The sequence below is a fragment of the Enterobacter sp. QK-SA4 genome, assembly GCF_056856775.1.
This window is the reverse complement of the sequence record NZ_JBXFXH010000007.1, coordinates 3,335,873-3,352,375: the sequence shown is the minus strand read 5'-3', so window position 1 is coordinate 3,352,375 and position 16,503 is coordinate 3,335,873. Positions and strand designations below refer to the sequence as shown.

17 protein-coding genes are annotated in these 16,503 nt (G+C 58.7%); 7 read left to right on the top strand and 10 right to left on the bottom strand.

The features are described 5' to 3' along the window. Nucleotide 1: 1 nt before the first annotated feature. The 4 genes from moaC to AC1VYI_RS17790 all read left to right on the top strand — a co-directional run bounded on the left by moaC (nt 2) and on the right by AC1VYI_RS17790 (nt 1,951). Nucleotides 2–487 (top strand): cyclic pyranopterin monophosphate synthase MoaC, encoded by a 486-nt coding sequence (gene moaC / locus AC1VYI_RS17805; RefSeq protein ID WP_008501142.1) that lies wholly within the window; start codon nt 2–4, stop codon nt 485–487. Beyond that, nucleotides 480–725: a molybdopterin synthase sulfur carrier subunit gene (moaD, locus tag AC1VYI_RS17800; RefSeq protein ID WP_226483656.1), complete on the top strand. Its 246-nt coding sequence runs from the start codon at nt 480–482 to the stop codon at nt 723–725. The genes moaC and moaD overlap by 8 nt, the downstream gene beginning before the upstream one ends. Nucleotide 726: 1 nt before the next feature. After that, on the top strand, nt 727–1,179 hold the full coding sequence (moaE, locus tag AC1VYI_RS17795) for a molybdopterin synthase catalytic subunit MoaE (RefSeq protein ID WP_134866634.1): 453 nt from the start codon (nt 727–729) through the stop codon (nt 1,177–1,179). A 64-nt stretch (nt 1,180–1,243) separates the two neighbouring features. Further along, nucleotides 1,244–1,951, top strand: coding sequence for a Bax inhibitor-1/YccA family protein (locus AC1VYI_RS17790; RefSeq protein WP_134866633.1), 708 nt, complete (start codon nt 1,244–1,246; stop codon nt 1,949–1,951). A 105-nt stretch (nt 1,952–2,056) separates the two neighbouring features. Here the strand turns inward: AC1VYI_RS17790 and AC1VYI_RS17785 are convergent, their stop codons facing one another. From AC1VYI_RS17785 to AC1VYI_RS17775, 3 genes are read right to left on the bottom strand one after another with little or no spacing between them, the layout of a single operon-like run. Then, a complete protein-coding gene (locus tag AC1VYI_RS17785) occupies nt 2,057–3,019 on the bottom strand; it encodes a lysylphosphatidylglycerol synthase domain-containing protein (protein ID WP_023310857.1) in 963 nt (320 codons plus the stop codon). Next, the gene (gene clsB / locus AC1VYI_RS17780) at nt 3,019–4,257 is read right to left on the bottom strand and encodes a cardiolipin synthase ClsB (RefSeq protein ID WP_023310858.1); all 1,239 of its coding nucleotides are present in this window, start codon (nt 4,255–4,257) and stop codon (nt 3,019–3,021) included. Before clsB ends, AC1VYI_RS17785 begins: the two co-directional genes overlap by 1 nt. Further along, nucleotides 4,254–5,015 carry an endonuclease/exonuclease/phosphatase family protein gene (locus AC1VYI_RS17775; RefSeq protein WP_023334979.1) on the bottom strand — a complete coding sequence of 254 codons (762 nt, stop codon included), beginning with the start codon at nt 5,013–5,015 and terminating at the stop codon, nt 4,254–4,256. The genes clsB and AC1VYI_RS17775 overlap by 4 nt, the downstream gene beginning before the upstream one ends. Before the next feature lie 133 nt (nt 5,016–5,148). Between AC1VYI_RS17775 and AC1VYI_RS17770 the strand changes: the two genes are divergently transcribed. Then, entirely contained in the window at nt 5,149–5,559 is a 411-nt protein-coding gene (locus AC1VYI_RS17770) for a YbhQ family protein (RefSeq protein ID WP_014883088.1), read from the top strand. Here AC1VYI_RS17770 and AC1VYI_RS17765 read toward each other — a convergent pair. From AC1VYI_RS17765 to cecR, 5 genes are read right to left on the bottom strand one after another with little or no spacing between them, the layout of a single operon-like run. Continuing rightward, nucleotides 5,521–6,627 (bottom strand): ABC transporter permease, encoded by a 1,107-nt coding sequence (locus tag AC1VYI_RS17765; RefSeq protein ID WP_023310860.1) that lies wholly within the window; start codon nt 6,625–6,627, stop codon nt 5,521–5,523. The two genes, AC1VYI_RS17770 and AC1VYI_RS17765, sit on opposite strands and share 39 nt — an antisense overlap. Nucleotides 6,628–6,636: 9 nt before the next feature. Beyond that, entirely contained in the window at nt 6,637–7,770 is a 1,134-nt protein-coding gene (locus tag AC1VYI_RS17760) for an ABC transporter permease (RefSeq protein ID WP_059446392.1), read from the bottom strand. Then, nucleotides 7,760–9,499, bottom strand: coding sequence for an ATP-binding cassette domain-containing protein (locus AC1VYI_RS17755; protein WP_134866632.1), 1,740 nt, complete (start codon nt 9,497–9,499; stop codon nt 7,760–7,762). The genes AC1VYI_RS17760 and AC1VYI_RS17755 overlap by 11 nt, the downstream gene beginning before the upstream one ends. Continuing rightward, on the bottom strand, nt 9,492–10,487 hold the full coding sequence (gene hlyD, locus AC1VYI_RS17750) for a secretion protein HlyD (protein WP_039261400.1): 996 nt from the start codon (nt 10,485–10,487) through the stop codon (nt 9,492–9,494). The genes AC1VYI_RS17755 and hlyD overlap by 8 nt, the downstream gene beginning before the upstream one ends. After that, the gene (cecR, locus tag AC1VYI_RS17745; RefSeq protein WP_134866631.1) at nt 10,484–11,161 is read right to left on the bottom strand and encodes a transcriptional regulator CecR; all 678 of its coding nucleotides are present in this window, start codon (nt 11,159–11,161) and stop codon (nt 10,484–10,486) included. The genes hlyD and cecR overlap by 4 nt, the downstream gene beginning before the upstream one ends. A 207-nt stretch (nt 11,162–11,368) precedes the next feature. On the opposite strand from cecR, the gene rhlE reads away from it, so the two are divergent. Together rhlE and dinG are read left to right on the top strand one after the other, a co-directional pair. Beyond that, nucleotides 11,369–12,748: an ATP-dependent RNA helicase RhlE gene (rhlE, locus tag AC1VYI_RS17740; protein WP_134866630.1), complete on the top strand. Its 1,380-nt coding sequence runs from the start codon at nt 11,369–11,371 to the stop codon at nt 12,746–12,748. 97 nt (nt 12,749–12,845) lie between these two features. Beyond that, the gene (gene dinG, locus AC1VYI_RS17735) at nt 12,846–15,023 is read left to right on the top strand and encodes an ATP-dependent DNA helicase DinG (RefSeq protein WP_134866629.1); all 2,178 of its coding nucleotides are present in this window, start codon (nt 12,846–12,848) and stop codon (nt 15,021–15,023) included. Here dinG and AC1VYI_RS17730 read toward each other — a convergent pair. Beyond that, nucleotides 15,010–15,513: a fimbrial protein gene (locus tag AC1VYI_RS17730; RefSeq protein WP_134866628.1), complete on the bottom strand. Its 504-nt coding sequence runs from the start codon at nt 15,511–15,513 to the stop codon at nt 15,010–15,012. The two genes, dinG and AC1VYI_RS17730, sit on opposite strands and share 14 nt — an antisense overlap. Further along, nucleotides 15,510–16,502, bottom strand: a complete 993-nt coding sequence (locus tag AC1VYI_RS17725) for a fimbrial protein (RefSeq protein WP_134867391.1) — start codon at nt 16,500–16,502, stop codon at nt 15,510–15,512. Before AC1VYI_RS17725 ends, AC1VYI_RS17730 begins: the two co-directional genes overlap by 4 nt. Nucleotide 16,503 lies beyond the last annotated feature (1 nt).

The following is a 16,503-nucleotide window of genomic DNA, read 5'->3' as shown; positions in this document are numbered from 1 at the left end:
TATGTCACAACTGACCCACATTAACGCCGCTGGCGAAGCGCATATGGTGGACGTCTCCGCCAAAGCCGAAACGGTGCGCGAGGCGCGCGCGGAAGCGTTTGTCACTATGCTGCCGGAAACGCTGGCGATGATTATCGACGGCAGCCACCATAAGGGCGACGTCTTTGCCACCGCGCGCATCGCGGGGATTCAGGCCGCCAAGCGCACCTGGGACTTAATTCCGCTGTGCCATCCGCTGATGCTGAGCAAAGTGGAAGTGAACCTGCAGGCACAGCCGGAGCATAATCGCGTGCGCATTGAGTCACTTTGCCGCTTAACCGGCAAAACCGGCGTGGAGATGGAGGCGCTGACGGCGGCCTCAGTTGCCGCGCTGACCATCTACGACATGTGCAAAGCGGTGCAGAAAGATATGGTGATTGGCCCGGTTCGCCTGCTGGCAAAAAGCGGCGGCAAATCCGGTGATTTTAAGGTGGATAGCCATGATTAAGGTGCTCTTTTTTGCGCAGGTGCGCGAGCTGGTGAACACCGATAGCCTGACGCTGGACGCGTCCTTCGAAAACGTCGCGGACCTGCGCGCGCATCTGGCGGCACAAAGCGACCGCTGGGCGCTGGCGCTGGACGAAGGCAAGCTGCTGGCCGCCGTTAACCAGACGCTGGTGGAATTCACCCATCCGCTGAACGCAGGGGATGAAGTGGCCTTCTTCCCGCCGGTTACGGGAGGCTAAGATGGCTGAAACCCGAATTCTGGTGAGTCCCGAGCGTTTTAACGTGGGGACCGAATACAGCTGGCTGGCGGAACGCGATGAAGACGGCGCGGTCGTCACCTTCACCGGCAAGGTGCGCAACCACAATCTCGGTGACAGCGTGAAGGCACTGACGCTGGAGCACTATCCGGGGATGACCGAGAAATCGCTGACGGAGATTGTTAACGAGGCACGGGGCCGGTGGCCGCTTGGCCGGGTCACGGTTATTCACCGCATCGGCGAGATGTGGCCTGGCGAGGATATTGTCTTCGTCGGGGTGACCAGCGCGCACCGCAGCAGCGCGTTTGCGGCAGGGGAGTTCATTATGGATTACCTCAAAACCAAAGCGCCGTTCTGGAAGCGCGAGGCCACGCCGGAAGGTGACCGCTGGGTAGAATCTCGCGACAGCGATAAACAAGCCGCCAGCCGTTGGTAGTCGGTTTACGTGGATGTGTTAATCTTAACGTGTGTGTCTACTTAATCTTAATCAGGAGTGAATCATGGACCGATTTCCGCGTTCCGATTCAATAGTACAGCAGACCCGTAGCGGCCTGCAGACGTATATGGCTCAGGTGTACGGCTGGATGACGGTTGGCCTGCTGCTTACCGCGTTTATCGCGTGGTATGCGGCGAACACGCCTGAACTGATGATGTTTATCTTCTCGAGCAAAATTACCTTCTTTGGGCTGATTATCGCGCAGCTGGCGCTGGTATTTGTGCTTTCTGGTCTGGTGCAAAAGCTGAGTGCCGGAATGGCGACCACGCTGTTTATGCTCTATTCGGCGCTAACCGGGCTGACGCTTTCCAGTATTTTCATCGTTTACACCTACTCCTCCATCGCCAGCACCTTCGTGGTGGCGGGCGGGATGTTCGGTGCGATGAGTCTCTACGGTTATACCACCAAACGCGATCTGAGCGGCTTCGGCAGCATGCTGTTTATGGGGCTGATTGGGATTGTGCTGGCGTCGCTGGTGAACCTGTGGCTGAAGAGCGACGCGCTGATGTGGGCCGTGACCTACATCGGGGTGGTGATCTTCGTTGGGTTGACGGCGTATGACACCCAGAAGCTGAAAAACATCGGCGAGCAGATCGACGTACGCGACAGTTCAAACCTGCGCAAATACGCGATTCTGGGCGCGCTGACGCTGTATCTGGACTTCATCAACCTGTTCCTGATGCTGCTGCGGATTTTAGGCAACCGTCGTTAAGGTTGTTTTGCCGGGTGGCGGTGCGGTCTGGTGCCCTCACCCTGACCCTCTCCTACGGGAGAGGGAACAAACACCAAAAACGGCAACAAGGTTGCCGTTTTGCTTTTATTTCGCCAACGCCTTCTCGTTCTTCGCTCTCAGCTTCTTCGCCCGACTCTCCAGCACCAGATAACAGACCGTTGCCAGCGCCAGCGGCAGGAAATAATACAGCATGCGGTACGCCAGCAGGGCGGCGATAATCGTTCCCTGAGAGACATGCTCCCCGGCCAGCAACGCGATAAATACCGCCTCCAGCACGCCGATCCCGGCAGGAATATGCACAATTACGCCCGCAATACTGCTCACCAGCAGCACGCCCAGCACGAAGAAGTAGTTCACGTCCTCGCCAATCAGCAGCCAGATAATGGCCCCCATCGCCATCCAGTTGGCGCTGGAGACTGCCATCTGCAGCACCGCAAACTTCCACGAGGGCAGAACCAGCTTTTGCCCCTTGATGGTCATATGGCGGCGTTTGGCAAACGCGCAGGCCCACAGATAAACGGCGATAATCAGTAGCAGTACGATGCCCAGAATGCGCAGCGTGGCCTCATCGATATACCAGTGCGCGGGCAGCTGCACCACGCCGATGGTGAAGATCACCCCGCCGAGCAGAATATAGCCCAGCCAGTTGGTGGTGATGCTTAACGAGAAAATGCGCGTGATGGTCCCGCCCGGCAGGCCGAGCCGCGAGTAAAGGCGATAGCGCATGCCAATGCCGCCGACCCAGGTGCTCAGCGTCAGGTTAAAGGCGTAGCAGATAAACGACACCAGCATCACCTGACGTTTGGCCAGCTTGTGGCCGCAGTAGGCGCGGCCCAGCAGGTCATAGCAGCCGTACATCAGGTAGCTGACAATAACCAGCCCCACAGCGCCCAGCAGCACCATCCGGTTATAGTTGCGGATGACTTTCCATACCTCTTCCCAGTCAACTTTCTGCGCGTAGACCACCAGCAGAACCGCGACCGCAATAAAAAACAGCCAGGTCAGGATCTTTTTTGCCAGCCGCCAGCGCGGATGCGATTTCGACATCAGGGTTTGCCTCCATCTTCCGCTTCAACGCGGTCCTGGGTTTCCATTTCGGGTTGTACCGGCGGATCCACCTGCGCCAGCTTCGGCGTATGCGCCGGCAGCCAGCCGACCATCGCCGGGAAGTGGCGCAGGAAGTGGAACACCACCACGCCGATGCCAACGTTCCACCAGCTGCGTTTCGGCACCATGGATTCATCGACACGCACGCAGTCTTTGTCGATAAGCCCCTGAAGGTTATCGCGCAGGGTCTGATTAAACTGACGATCGTGGATGATCAGGTTCGCTTCCAGATTAAGCGATAAGCTCAGCGGATCGAGGTTACTGGAACCGACGGTTGCCCAGTGGTCATCCATTACAGCGACTTTGCCGTGCAGCGGACGGCGGCGATATTCATATATCTGCACGCCGCTTTTAACCAGATAGCGATAGAGTAAACGCGCGCCAACCTTCACAATCGGCATATCCGGCTCGCCCTGCACAATCAGCTTCACGCGAACCCCGCGTCGGGCCGCATTGCGCATGGCGTGCAGAAGACGATAGCCCGGGAAAAAGTAGGCGTTAGCAATAATCACTTCGCGCTTCGCGTTGGCGAGCATCTTGAGATAATGACGTTCAATGTCGTCCCGGTGCTCGCCGTTATCCCGCCAGACGAAAAGGGCCTGCGCTTCGCCGGGCTTCCGGTTCTCTTCCGGGCGATGGCGGCGTCTCCACCAGCGGCGAACGGCCTCTTTACCCGGCAGGTTCTCCAGCTCAAACAGCAAGATGTCCTGCACCACCGGGCCTTCAATGCGAATGGCGTAGTCCTGCTTCGCCTCCGGGCCGTAGTCGGACATATGCTCAGCGGAGTAGTTAATGCCGCCGACAAACGCCACCGTCTCATCCACCACCACAATTTTGCGGTGCATCCGGCGGAAAAGATTGGTACGCATGCCGAACAGGCGAGGGCCGGGATCGTAGTAGCGAAACACCACGCCCGCGGAGGTCAATTCATTCACAAACGCATCGCTGAGATCCGGCGAGCCATAGCCATCAAGCAGCACTTCAATTTTGACGCCGCGCTGGGCGGCGCGCAGCAGCACGCTATGCAACTGCTTGCCCACGTCGTCTTCGAACCAGATAAAGGTTTCGAGGATCACCTTCTGCTGTGCATGGTCAATCGCTTTAAATACGGCCGGATAATACTCGTCCCCGTTGACCAGCAGCGTGATTCGGTTGCCTTCCTGCCAGGAACATTTCATAGGTGGATCTCCGCGCTGAGCGGGGCATGGTCGGAAAGATGTCGCCAGTTAAGGAGCGCCAGGGCGGTCGGGCTGCTGGCGTGGGCATTTTTCACGTAGATGCGGTCAAGCCGAAGCAGCGGGAAACGGACCGGGAAGGTACGCGCAGGCCTGCCGTTGGCGCGAGTAAAAATCTCTTCCAGCCCGGCATCCACCTTCAGCGGATGGTTTGCCCGCTGTCGCCAGTCGTTGAAATCGCCCGCCACCACCACCGGTTCACCTTCGGGAAGCGCGTTGGCCCATTCGGCCAGCATTTTCAGCTGCGCCTGACGATGGGCTTCGCGAAGGCCCAGGTGAACACAGCCGACATGGACTGGTCGCTCGAGGTCTGGCGGCGTAATGCGGCAGTAAAGCAGGCCGCGTTTTTCGCTTTCCCCGACGGAAACGTCGCGGTTTTCGTAATGTTCAATGGGGTAACGGGACAGTACCGCGTTTCCGTGATGTCCTTCCGGATAGACCGCGTTGCGGCCGTAGGCGTAGTCACTCCACATGGTGTCGGCCAGAAATTCATAGTGCGGCGTGTCGGGCCAGTTCTCAAAGTGGAGCGGATGCACTTCGTGTGCGCCCATCACCTCCTGCAGGCAGACAATATCCGCGCTGACGGTGCGTACCGCGTCGCGCAGCTCCGGTAAAATGAAGCGGCGGTTAAATGCTGTGAAGCCCTTATGAATGTTTATCGTCAGCACCTTAAGCGAGAAATGCTGCATTTTTTGAGTCATAAGCTCCTTCCTGAGTGACTATCCCAATGAAAATAAAGTGTAGTCGTCGTCACAAAAAGATGCGGCGTTACGGAATTTTCCGTAAAGTGCGGTAGTCTGATTAAGCAGAGAAAAATCCTTCAGGAGAGAAGCCATGAAGTGGCAACAACGTGTTCGTGTCGCAACTGGCCTGAGTTGCTGGCAGATAATGTTGCATTTACTGGTCGTGGCCGTACTGGTGATGGGCTGGATGAGCGGCACGCTGGTGCGTGTTGGCCTGGGGCTATGCGTCCTTTATGGCGTCACCGTGCTGTCGATGCTGTTCCTACAGCGCCACCATGAAGCGCGCTGGCGCGAGGTGGGTGATGTGCTCGAAGAGCTCACCACCACCTGGTATTTTGGCGCGGCGATGATCGTGCTTTGGCTGCTGTCGCGCGTGCTGCAAAACAACCTGCTGCTGGCCCTGGCGGGTCTGGCTATCCTCGCTGGGCCTGCGGTGGTCTCGCTGCTGACCAAAGAGAAAAAGCTACGCAATGTTGCGTCTAAACATCGCGTACGCCACTGAGCCCGTCGTGGCCGCTATGACCAGTAGCGGCCACAAACTTCCCCAGACAATATCCAGACTCGCATCCTTCAGATAGATTTGCTTGGTGATGTCCGTAAAGTGCCGAATCGGGTTTACCCACGTCAGATCCTGTAGCCACACCGGCATGTTCTCGACGGGTGAAACATAACCCGAGAGCAAAATCGCGGGCATCATAAAGACGAACACCCCGATAAACGCCTGCTGCTGCGTCGAGCAGAGCGCCGAGATCAGCAGTCCAAACCCCACCAGCGACAGCCCGTAAATCACCATAGTGAAGTAAAACAGCGCCAGCGAACCGGCGAACGGGATCTGATAGGCCCAAATTCCCACCCCCAGCACGATGGTGGCCTGGAACGTCGCGACGATCAGTGCCGGGACCGCTTTGCCGACGAAAATTTGCCAGGTGGCGAGCGGGGAGACCAGCAGCTGGTCCAGCGTGCCCTGTTCGCGCTCGCGGGCGACGGAAAGGGAAGTCACGATCATCACCCCAATAGTGGTAATCATGGCGATCAGCGACGGCACCACGAACCACTTGTAGTCCAGGTTCGGGTTGTACCAGTTACGCACCACCAGCTCGCTGTTGTTGGGCTTCGGTTTGCCCTCCATCAGCTCCTGCTGGTAATCCTTCACCACCTGCTGCAGGTAGTTGGCGGCAATCTGGGCGCTGTTGGAGTTACGCCCGTCGAGGATCAGCTGCATCGGCGCGGTCTGGAAGGTATCCAGATTGCGGGAGAAATCCGCCGGGAACCGCACCAGCAGTAGCGCTTTTTGCGTGTCAATGGTGGGCTGGATCTCCTGCGGGCTTTTCAGCAGCAGGATGTGGGTAAAGGCTTTCGCACGGGCAAAGCGCTGCGTCAGCTCGACGGAATGTTTGCCGTTATCTTCGTTGTAAATGGCAATGGTGGCGTTGGTCACCTCAAGGGTGGCGGCAAACGGGAACAGTAAAACCTGGATCAGTACCGGCAAGACCAGAATGGCGCGGGTTTGCGGCTCGCGCAGCAGGGATTGCAGCTCTTTGCGTATCAACGTCCATAATCGGTGAAACATGTTCGCTCCTTAATCCAGTCGCCGTTTGGTTTTCATCCACGTCAACCCAATAAACATCGCCGCTGACGCCATTAAAAACAGCGTGTTGACGATCAGCACCACCGGAATATTCCCCGCCAGGAACAGGCTTTGCAGCGTGCTCACAAAGTAGCGTGCCGGGATGATGTAGGTCACGGCGCGGATCACCGCAGGCATACTGTCTATCTGGAAGATAAACCCGGACAGCATAATCGACGGTAAAAAGGCGGCATTGAGGGCCACCTGCGCGGCGTTGAACTGGTTGCGGGTGATGGTGGAGATGAGCAGCCCCATGCCCAGCGTACTGAGTAAAAACAGGCTGGTGATAAAAAACAGCACCACCAGCGAGCCGCGATACGGCACGCCGAGGATAAAGACCGAGACAAGCATACAGAGCAGCATCGCCAGCATGCCGAGGAAATAGTAGGGGATGAGCTTACACAGCAGCAGCTCGACGCGCGTGACTTCGGTAGAAAGCAGCGCCTCCATGGTCCCGCGCTCCCACTCGCGGGCGATCACCAGCGAGGTCAGGATCGCGCCAATCACCGTCATGATAATCGTCACCGCGCCCGGAATAATAAAGTGCTGACTGATGGCGGCGGGGTTAAACCAGTAGCGCGTCTGCACGTCGATGAGCGGTTTAAATTCTTCACCCCGATCTTCCGCCCGCTGCATCTGCCAGAGCTGCCAGATCCCCTCCGCGTAGCCCTGCACGAAGTTGGCGGTGTTTGGCTCGCTGCCGTCGGTGATCACCTGGATCGGCGCATCGGTATTTGCCCGCGCCATATTGGCGGCAAAATCCACCGGAATGACGATCAGGCCACGAATTTTCCCGGCCTGCATTTTCTGGATCAACTCCTGCCTGTTATCGCTGATGGTGGCGTCAATGTAGGGCGAGCCGGTCATGGCGTGAGTAAAGTCCAGCGCATCCTCACTCTGCTGCTCCAGCAAAATCCCGACCCGCAGCTTGCTGGAGTCCAGGTTAATGCCGTAGCCAAAGATAAACAGCAGCAGCAGGGGGATCACCACCGCAATCAGCCAGCTGCTGGGGTCACGCACGATCTGCCGCGTCTCTTTAATGCACAGCGCGCGCACCCTTCGCCAGGAAATGGCATTACTGCTCATGGGCATTCTCCTTATCCCAGTCGTGGATGAGGGTGATAAACGCCTGCTCCATGGTCGGGTCCGGAACTTCATCATCGGCGGCCTGGTTTTTCAGGTCGTCCGGGGTGCCGTGGGCAATCAGCTTGCCGCGATACACCAGCCCGATGCGGTCGCAGTACTCCGCCTCGTCCATGAAGTGGGTGGTCACCATCACGGTTACCCCTTTTTCCACCATGCTGTTGATGTGCAGCCAGAACTCGCGGCGGGTAATGGGGTCAACGCCTGAAGTCGGCTCATCAAGAAACAGAATATCCGGCTCGTGCATCAGCGAGCAGGCCAGCGCCAGCCGCTGCTTAAAGCCGAGCGGCAGCTCGTCGGTGGCGTGGGAGGCAATGTTGGTTAAGGCGAAGGCGTCGCTCATGCGCCGGATTTTCTCGTTCTGCGCCCGCCCGCGCAGGCCGTACACGCCGGAGAAAAAGCGCAAATTTTGCTCGACCGTCAGGTTGCCATACAGCGAAAACTTCTGCGCCATATACCCGAGATGCTGGCGCGCCTTGCCGGAGCTGACCTTCAGATCCATATCCAGCACCAGCGCCTTGCCGGACGTCGGCACCAGCAGGCCGCACATCATCTTAAAGGTGGTCGATTTTCCCGCGCCGTTCGGCCCGAGCAGGCCAAAAATCTCCCCGCGTTTAACCGCGAAATTGACGTTATCGGTGGCGGCGAAATCCCCGAACTTCTTGGTGAGGGATTTGGCTTCAATCACCGTTTCGCCCGGCGTGCCTTCCACCGTATGCAGAATGGCGGCAAGCGGCGACTCTGACGTGCCCGCGCCGCCCAGCAGGTCGATAAACGCGTCCTCAAAGCGCGGCGCGGTCTCTTCCATCTCGATCTCAGGCATGCCGGGCGCGCGGCGAATCTCGTCGACGGTGGCCTCTTTTTTGAGAATTACCCGTACCGAGCGGCCCTGGATCATCCCGTCGCTGACCTGCGGCAGCCTGAGCACCCGCTGGAGCAGCCTGCGGTTGGACTCCTGCGGGCTGTGCAGCAGGAAGCTGCGCCCGGCCATGCTCTGCGTCAGCGTCGTCGGCTCGCCCTGATACAGCAGTTCGCCTTCGTTCATCAGCAGCACGTCCCGGCACTGTTCCGCTTCGTCGAGGTAGGAGGTGCTCCAGAGGATCAGCATCCCGTCGCCCGCCAGCTCGTGCACCATCTGCCACAGCTCGCGGCGCGAAATCGGGTCAACGCCGACGCCGGGCTCGTCCAGCAGCAGCACCTTTGGCTCGCCGACCAGCGTGCAGGCCAGCCCCAGCTTCTGCTTCATCCCGCCGGAGAGCTTGCCCGCCAGCCGGTCGGTAAACGGGCCGAGGGAGGTAAACTCCAGCAGTCGGGCGAAGGTTTTCTCCCGGGTTTCACCGGTGACGCTGCGCAGGTCGGCGTACAGGTTCAGGTTTTCCATCACCGTCAGATCTTCATACAGGCCAAACTTCTGCGGCATATAGCCGAGCATGGCGTGGAGTGCGCCGTCATCTTTTATCGGGTCAAGGCCGAGCACGCGGGCCGATCCTTCATCCGGCTTCAGCAGCCCGGCCAGCATCCGCATCAGCGTGGTTTTCCCGGCGCCGTCCGGGCCGACCAGCCCGGTCACATAGCCTTTCCGGATGGTGCAGTTCAGCGGAGCAACCGCGGGTTTATCCATCCCCTTAAAGCGTTTAACCAGATTGTTGAGCTGAATAACCGCGTCATTCATGTCGTTCCCCGTTGTTCACTTTTACGGTGACGGGCATGCCCTGACGCAGCGCGTCGTCCGCATCGGTCACGATGATGCGCAGGCGATACACGAGGTCGGTACGCAGGTCCGGTGTTTCAACGGTTTTCGGCGTGAATTCGGCGGTAGGGGAGACAAAGCCCACCTTGCCGTGATACGGCTTGTCCGGGCGGCCGTCGGTATAGAGCAGCAGCTCGCGGCCCGGCTGCATCTGGCCGAGGTTTGGCTCATCAACGTAGGCGCGTACCCAGACCGGGCGGGTCAGGGAGAGCGTTAAGACGGTGCTGCCGGCGCTGAGCATGCTTCCCGGCTCCACGGCGCGGGTCATCAGCATGCCGTCAGACGGCGCGATTAAGGTGGTGTCGTGCAGATCCAGCTCTGCCTGGGCCAGCTGCGCCTGCGCCTGTTCAAGGCTGGCCTTCGCCTGGGCGATGTCCTGCGGTCGGTTACCGGTGTGGTACTGGCTTAATTTATCCTGCGCGGACTTTAGCGTGGCCTGCGCCTGGTCGCGGGACGAGCGTGCATTTTCCAGATCGTTGGCGGAAATGGTGCGGCTTTTCCACAGCCCCTGCTGGCGCGCGTAGAAGTTCTGCGCGTAGTCATAGGCGGCTTGCGCCTGCTTAACGGCGGCGGCGGCCTGGGCGATCTCTTCGTCGCGATAGCCAGCCAGCATCAGGTCATACTGCGCCTGGGCGACGGACACGCCCGCTTTGGCCTGCAGCAGCGCATTTTCATAGGGCGCTTTATCCAGCATCCCCAGCGTCTGCCCGCTTTTAATGGCATCGCCTTCGTCAACGCTCAGCGAGGCGAGACGTCCGCCCACGCGGAAGCTCATGTTCACCGTACGAATATCCACGTTACCGTACAGCGTCAGGCCTTTATCCTGATGGCTCTGATACCACAGCCATCCACCGACTCCGGCGGCAAGCAAAACAACAACCACCAGAATGATGGCGACAGGTTTTTTCATGACTTCAGGCTCCTTTGCGTTAAGCCTTGCAGGATCAGATCGACGTGACAGGCGATCACCTTGCTAATCTGCGCGGCTTTATCCTCATCAAATTGTGTCCAGCCGGTGCGTAACAGGATGGTTTCCCTGCCCAGACGGAAGGAAAGGATTTCACCCAGCAGGGCGTGGGTATGCAAAACTGTCTCGGTATCACTGGCGTCCCGCCCGGTATAGGCGGCGATCAGCCGGGTCAGGTGCGAGTGCATTGGCTCAATCACCCGATCGTGTACCCGCTGGTAGGCGACGGTCGGGGAGAGCTGCTCCCGGGAGATAAACTTGCTCAGGTTGAGCGTATCGTCGTGCGTCAGCAGGCGGATCATATCGTGACAGGCATTGAGAATAAGCTGGCGAACGGCGGCGCGATCCGGCGACGGCTGGCCGAGCAGCGCGGTGGCTTCCTCAACGTGCGGGTGAAACTGCGTGCCGATAAAATCGGCGATCCACTCGGCGCAGGCGAGGTATAAATCCTCTTTTGAGCCAAAATAGTAGGTAATCGCCGCAATGTTCTGCCCGGCCAGCGCGGCAATATCGCGCGTGGTTGCATGCAGCCCGTACTCACCAAACTGCGCCAGCGCGGCGGCGATAAGCTGATTTTTGGCCTGTTCACCTTTGGTTGTTGTGGGTGTCGTATTCATGGCGGCATTAATAATTAATCAATCGATTGATTAAGATTATGCCTGATTCCCGCTCACGTCGAGGGAACGCTGAGGGATATTTTATGCGCTACGTCACAAAAGCTGCTACACTCCGCTCCTTCGCGACATTGTGGTTTTTGTCCTCCCCTATTCGTTATATCTCCCTGAAAACTACACCTGTGATGGTCGGGGCGGTTCGGAGTTTTTATGTCTTTTGATTCCCTTGGCCTGAACCCGGAAATTCTGCGCGCGATCGCAGAGCAGGGCTACGTTGAGCCAACCCCAATCCAGCAGCAGGCGATCCCCGCCGTTCTTCAGGGCCGTGACCTGATGGCGAGCGCCCAGACCGGTACCGGCAAAACCGCGGGCTTTACCCTGCCGCTGCTGGAACTGCTGGTAAAAAACCAGCCGCACGCTAAAGGCCGTCGTCCGGTTCGTGCCCTGATCCTGACCCCAACCCGCGAGCTGGCGGCGCAGATTGGTGAGAACGTGCGTGACTATAGCCGCTATCTCAACATCCGCTCGCTGGTGGTTTTCGGTGGCGTCAGCATTAACCCGCAGATGATGAAGCTGCGCGGCGGCGTGGACGTGCTGATAGCAACGCCGGGCCGTCTGCTGGATCTGGAACACCAGAACGCGGTGAAGCTCGATGGCATCGAAATTCTGGTGCTGGACGAAGCCGACCGCATGCTCGACATGGGCTTTATTCACGACATTCGCCGCGTGCTGGCCAAGCTGCCCGCGCGTCGTCAGAACCTGCTCTTCTCCGCGACCTTCTCCGACGAGATCAAGGCGCTGGCGGAAAAGCTGCTGCATAACCCGCTGGAAGTGGAAGTCGCGCGCCGCAACACCGCCTCTGAGCAGGTGACGCAGCACGTCCACTTTGTGGATAAAAAGCGCAAGCGGGAACTGCTCTCCCAGATGATCGGTCAGGGTAACTGGCAGCAGGTGCTGGTCTTTACCCGCACCAAGCACGGCGCCAACCACCTGGCGGAACAGCTGAATAAAGACGGCATCCGCAGCGCCGCCATTCACGGTAACAAGAGCCAGGGCGCGCGTACCCGTGCGCTGGCGGACTTTAAATCCGGCGACATCCGCGTGCTGGTGGCGACCGACATCGCTGCCCGTGGTCTCGACATTGAAGAGCTGCCGCACGTGGTGAACTACGAGCTGCCAAACGTGCCGGAAGATTACGTTCACCGTATCGGCCGTACCGGCCGCGCGGCGGCAACCGGTGAAGCGCTTTCTCTGGTCTGCGTGGACGAGCACAAGCTGCTGCGCGACATCGAGCGCCTGCTGAAGAAAGAGATCCCGCGCATCGAAACCCCGGGCTACGAAGTGGACCCGTCTATCAAAGCCGAGCCGATTCAGAACGGTCGTCAGGGTGGTCGCGGTCAGGGCGGCGGCGGTCGCGGTCAGCAGCCGCGTCGTACCGAAGGTGGCGCGCCGAAATCATCCGGCAAACCGCCGCGTCGTAACAACGACAGCAAACCAGCGGGTGAAAACCCGTGGCGCAGCGGCGAAGGGAAACCGGCAGGGGAAGGGCAGCGTCGACGCCGCCCGCGCAAGCCTGCTAACCCGCAGTAATCTGGAAGCCCGGTCGTAAAGCCGGGCTTTTCTTTTTGCGGCAGCGAAGAGAAAGTGCCACAATAGTGGCTGTTTATACAGTATTTCAGGTTTTCCGATGGCTTTAACCGCTGCGCTCAAGGCGCAAATTGGCGCATGGTATAAGGCGCTACAACAGCAGATCCCCGATTTTATCCCCCGAGCGCCGCAGCGGCAGATGATTGCTGACGTGGCAAAAACGCTCGCCGGGGACGACGGGCGACATCTGGCGATTGAAGCCCCAACCGGCGTCGGGAAAACCCTGTCGTATCTCATTCCCGGCATCGCGATTGCGCGGGAAGAGGACAAAACGCTGGTGGTCAGCACCGCCAACGTGGCGCTGCAGGACCAGATCTTCAGCAAGGATTTACCCCTGCTGCGCAAAATTATCCCCGACCTGCGGTTTACGGCAGCCTTTGGGCGCGGGCGTTACGTGTGTCCGCGTAACCTGGCGGCGCTGGCCAGCAGCGAGCCGAATCAGCAGGATCTGCTCGCGTTTCTGGATGACGAGCTGACGCCAAACAATAAGGCCGAGCAGGAGCAGTGTGCAAAACTCAAAGCCGAGCTCGACGGCTATAAGTGGGACGGCCTGCGGGATCACACCAGTCAGGCCATCAGCGATGACCTGTGGCGCAGGCTCAGCACCGACAAAGCCAGCTGCCTGAACCGCAGCTGCCACTACTACCGCGAATGCCCGTTCTTTGTCGCCCGGCGCGAAATTCAGGAAGCCGAAGTGGTGGTGGCTAACCACGCCCTGGTAATGGCGGCGCTGGAGAGCGAAGCGGTGCTGCCGGAGCCGAAAAACCTGCTGCTGGTGCTTGATGAAGGCCATCATTTGCCGGACGTGGCGCGTGACGCGCTGGAGATGAGCGCCGAAATCACCGCGCCCTGGTTCCGCCTGCAGCTGGATCTCTTCTGCAAGCTGGTGGCGACCTGCATGGAGCAGTTCCGCCCGAAAACTACGCCGCCGCTGGCGGTGCCGGAGCGGCTGAGCGACCACTGTGAAGAGGTTTATAGCCTCATTTCATCCCTGAACAACATCCTGAATCTTTATCTTCCGGCAACCCAGGAAGCCGAACACCGCTTTGCGATGGGTGAGCTGCCGGAAGAGGTGATGGAGATCTGCCAGCAGCTGGCGAAGCATCTGGAAAAGCTGCGCGGGCTGGCGGAGATGTTCTTAAACGATCTCAGCGAGAAAACCGGCTCGCATGACGTGGTACGTCTGCACCGCGTTCTGCTGCAGATGAACCGCGCGCTGGGGATGTTCGAAGCGCAAAGCAAGCTCTGGCGGCTGGCCTCGATGGCGCAGGCGTCCGGCGCGCCGGTCACCAAATGGGCCACTCGTGAAGTGCGGGACGGGCAGGTGCACCTCTTTTTCCACTGCGTGGGCATCCGCGTGGCCGATCAGCTGGAAAAGCTGATCTGGCGCAGCGTGCCGCACGTGGTTGTCACCTCTGCCACGCTGCGCTCCCTGAACAGTTTTTCTCGTTTGCAGGAAATGAGCGGGCTCAAAGAGAAAGCGGGCGACCGCTTTGTGGCGCTGGACTCGCCGTTTAACCACTGCGAGCAGGGCAAGCTGGTCATTCCGCGCATGAAATTCGAGCCGCTTATTGATAACGAAGAGCAGCACATCGCTGAAATGGCGGCCTACTTCCGCGAGCAGGTCGAGAGTAAAAAGTACCCCGGCATGCTGGTGCTTTTTGCCAGCGGGCGGGCGATGCAGCGCTTCCTCGAACACGTCACCGATCTGCGTTTACTCCTGCTGGTGCAGGGGGATCAGCCGCGCTACCGGCTGGTGGAAACCCACCGTAAACGCATTGATAGCGGCGAGCGCAGCGTGCTGGTGGGGTTGCAGTCGTTTGCTGAAGGTCTGGATTTGAAAGGCGATTACCTGACGCAGGTGCATATCCATAAAATCGCCTTCCCGCCTATCGACAGCCCGGTGGTGATTACCGAGGGGGAGTGGCTGAAAAGCCTCAACCGCTATCCGTTTGAGGTGCAGAGTTTACCTGCGGCGTCGTTTAACCTGATTCAGCAGGTCGGGCGTCTGATTCGTAGCCACGGCTGCTGGGGGGAGGTGGTGATTTATGACAAACGCCTGCTCACCAAAAATTACGGCCAACGGCTCCTGAACGCGCTGCCGATCTTCCCGATCGAACAGCCGGAGGTGCCTGAGGTAAAAAAACAGCCGGTCAAACTGACTTCCGGGCGTAAGAAAAGCCTCCGTGCTAAGGGGCGCGGTCCTACTGGTAAATGAAGGTCACCTGCACCACGCTGCTGAAGGTTCCTGCCGTGACCGGCAATGAGGTGGCGTAATAGCGGGCGGCCAGCGGGAAATCCGCCGTGTGATTGTCCTGGTTGATCAACACGCTGAAGCTGGCGTCCGGGGCAAGCGAGATCTGATCCTGCGGGTCGGCAAGCTCCAGCGCCAGTCCTTTCGCGGTTCCGCTGCTGGCGAATTTAGTCGGATGAATGCTGTCCGGCTGACCGTGAAAGGTGGCCGTGGCCAGCACGGCAGTGGTTGGGCATTTCGACAGGGTTAAGTCGAATGATGTCCATTGTCCGGTATCGCCCACGTCCTTAAAATCGCCGGTATTCGCTTTGCCCAGATTGACCGTCAGGTTCTGGCTGGCGCTGTCCACCTGGCAGGCGTTGGCGTAAATGTTTCCGCGAATATCGAGCTGAATCTCTTCCGCCAGGCTCTGGCTCGCCACTCCAAGGAGTAAAAAGGCTAATAACGTTTTCATTTGTAGGCCACCGTAATGGTTGCGACGGTATTCGCCGTTCCGGGGGTCACCTCCGCGCTGGTTTGTTCGTAAGAGACGCTGAAGGGATATTGCGACTGCATATTGGCATAGGTGGGAAATGTGCTCATATATTGCCCGAAAGCAGGTATCTGCCCGTTAAAGAGCATTTTCACCCCGACGCCGGTCGCCACGCCGCTTTCCGGCGTTAATTTGATCACGCCGGGAAAATTCGTTTCATAGCCATTGGCGCTGGCGATCATCATTTCAGGCTGTACATCCTGATCGCAAAGCATGCCAATATTGAATGTCGACTGAGCAACCACGGTTCCTGCCCCGGTAAAGCGGCTCACCGGAAAATCACCCAGTATGATAGTCAGGGATTTGGGTGACACAGTGCAGGTCACAGCTTTTACCTGGACATTGCCTGAGTAAGAGATGGTGTTAGGGTCACCCAGGGCCTCAATGCGTGCAACAGCAAGGTTGAATTGCGTATTGCTCATCGTCAGTGCGCCCGAAGCCACGGTTTCGCTGGTTTTTACCAGTTCCAGCGTCACGTCAAAGCTAAAGGGGATGGTAGAGTCGCTGTTTATCGTACCGGAGACCTGGCCTACGGGCATGTTCGCCGAACAAACCTGGTCCGCCGCGCCGGTCACGCGCTGTCCTTTATCATTTCTTAGCGAGATGCCGACACCAGCAACGCCTGTTTCATAGACGCCGGGGATCCCGGGTATCTCTTTGCCGAAGCCGTTGTAGCACGCGATGATTGGCTGACCCGCATCCGGCGCGGAGTAACAGTTTCCCGCTATGTGGACACTGCGTTCAGTTCCCGGAATGGTCGACCCCACGGGCAGGCTGGTGGGCACTGAAATAGACGCTAAGGATAGCAGCGCGGGCAGGCTCGGCGATTGGCAAGAAGCCTTCGCGTGCGGCATAAAGAGTGCTGCCGTCGCCAGAACTACAAGTAAGAAAAACGATTTTGCTATCTGCATC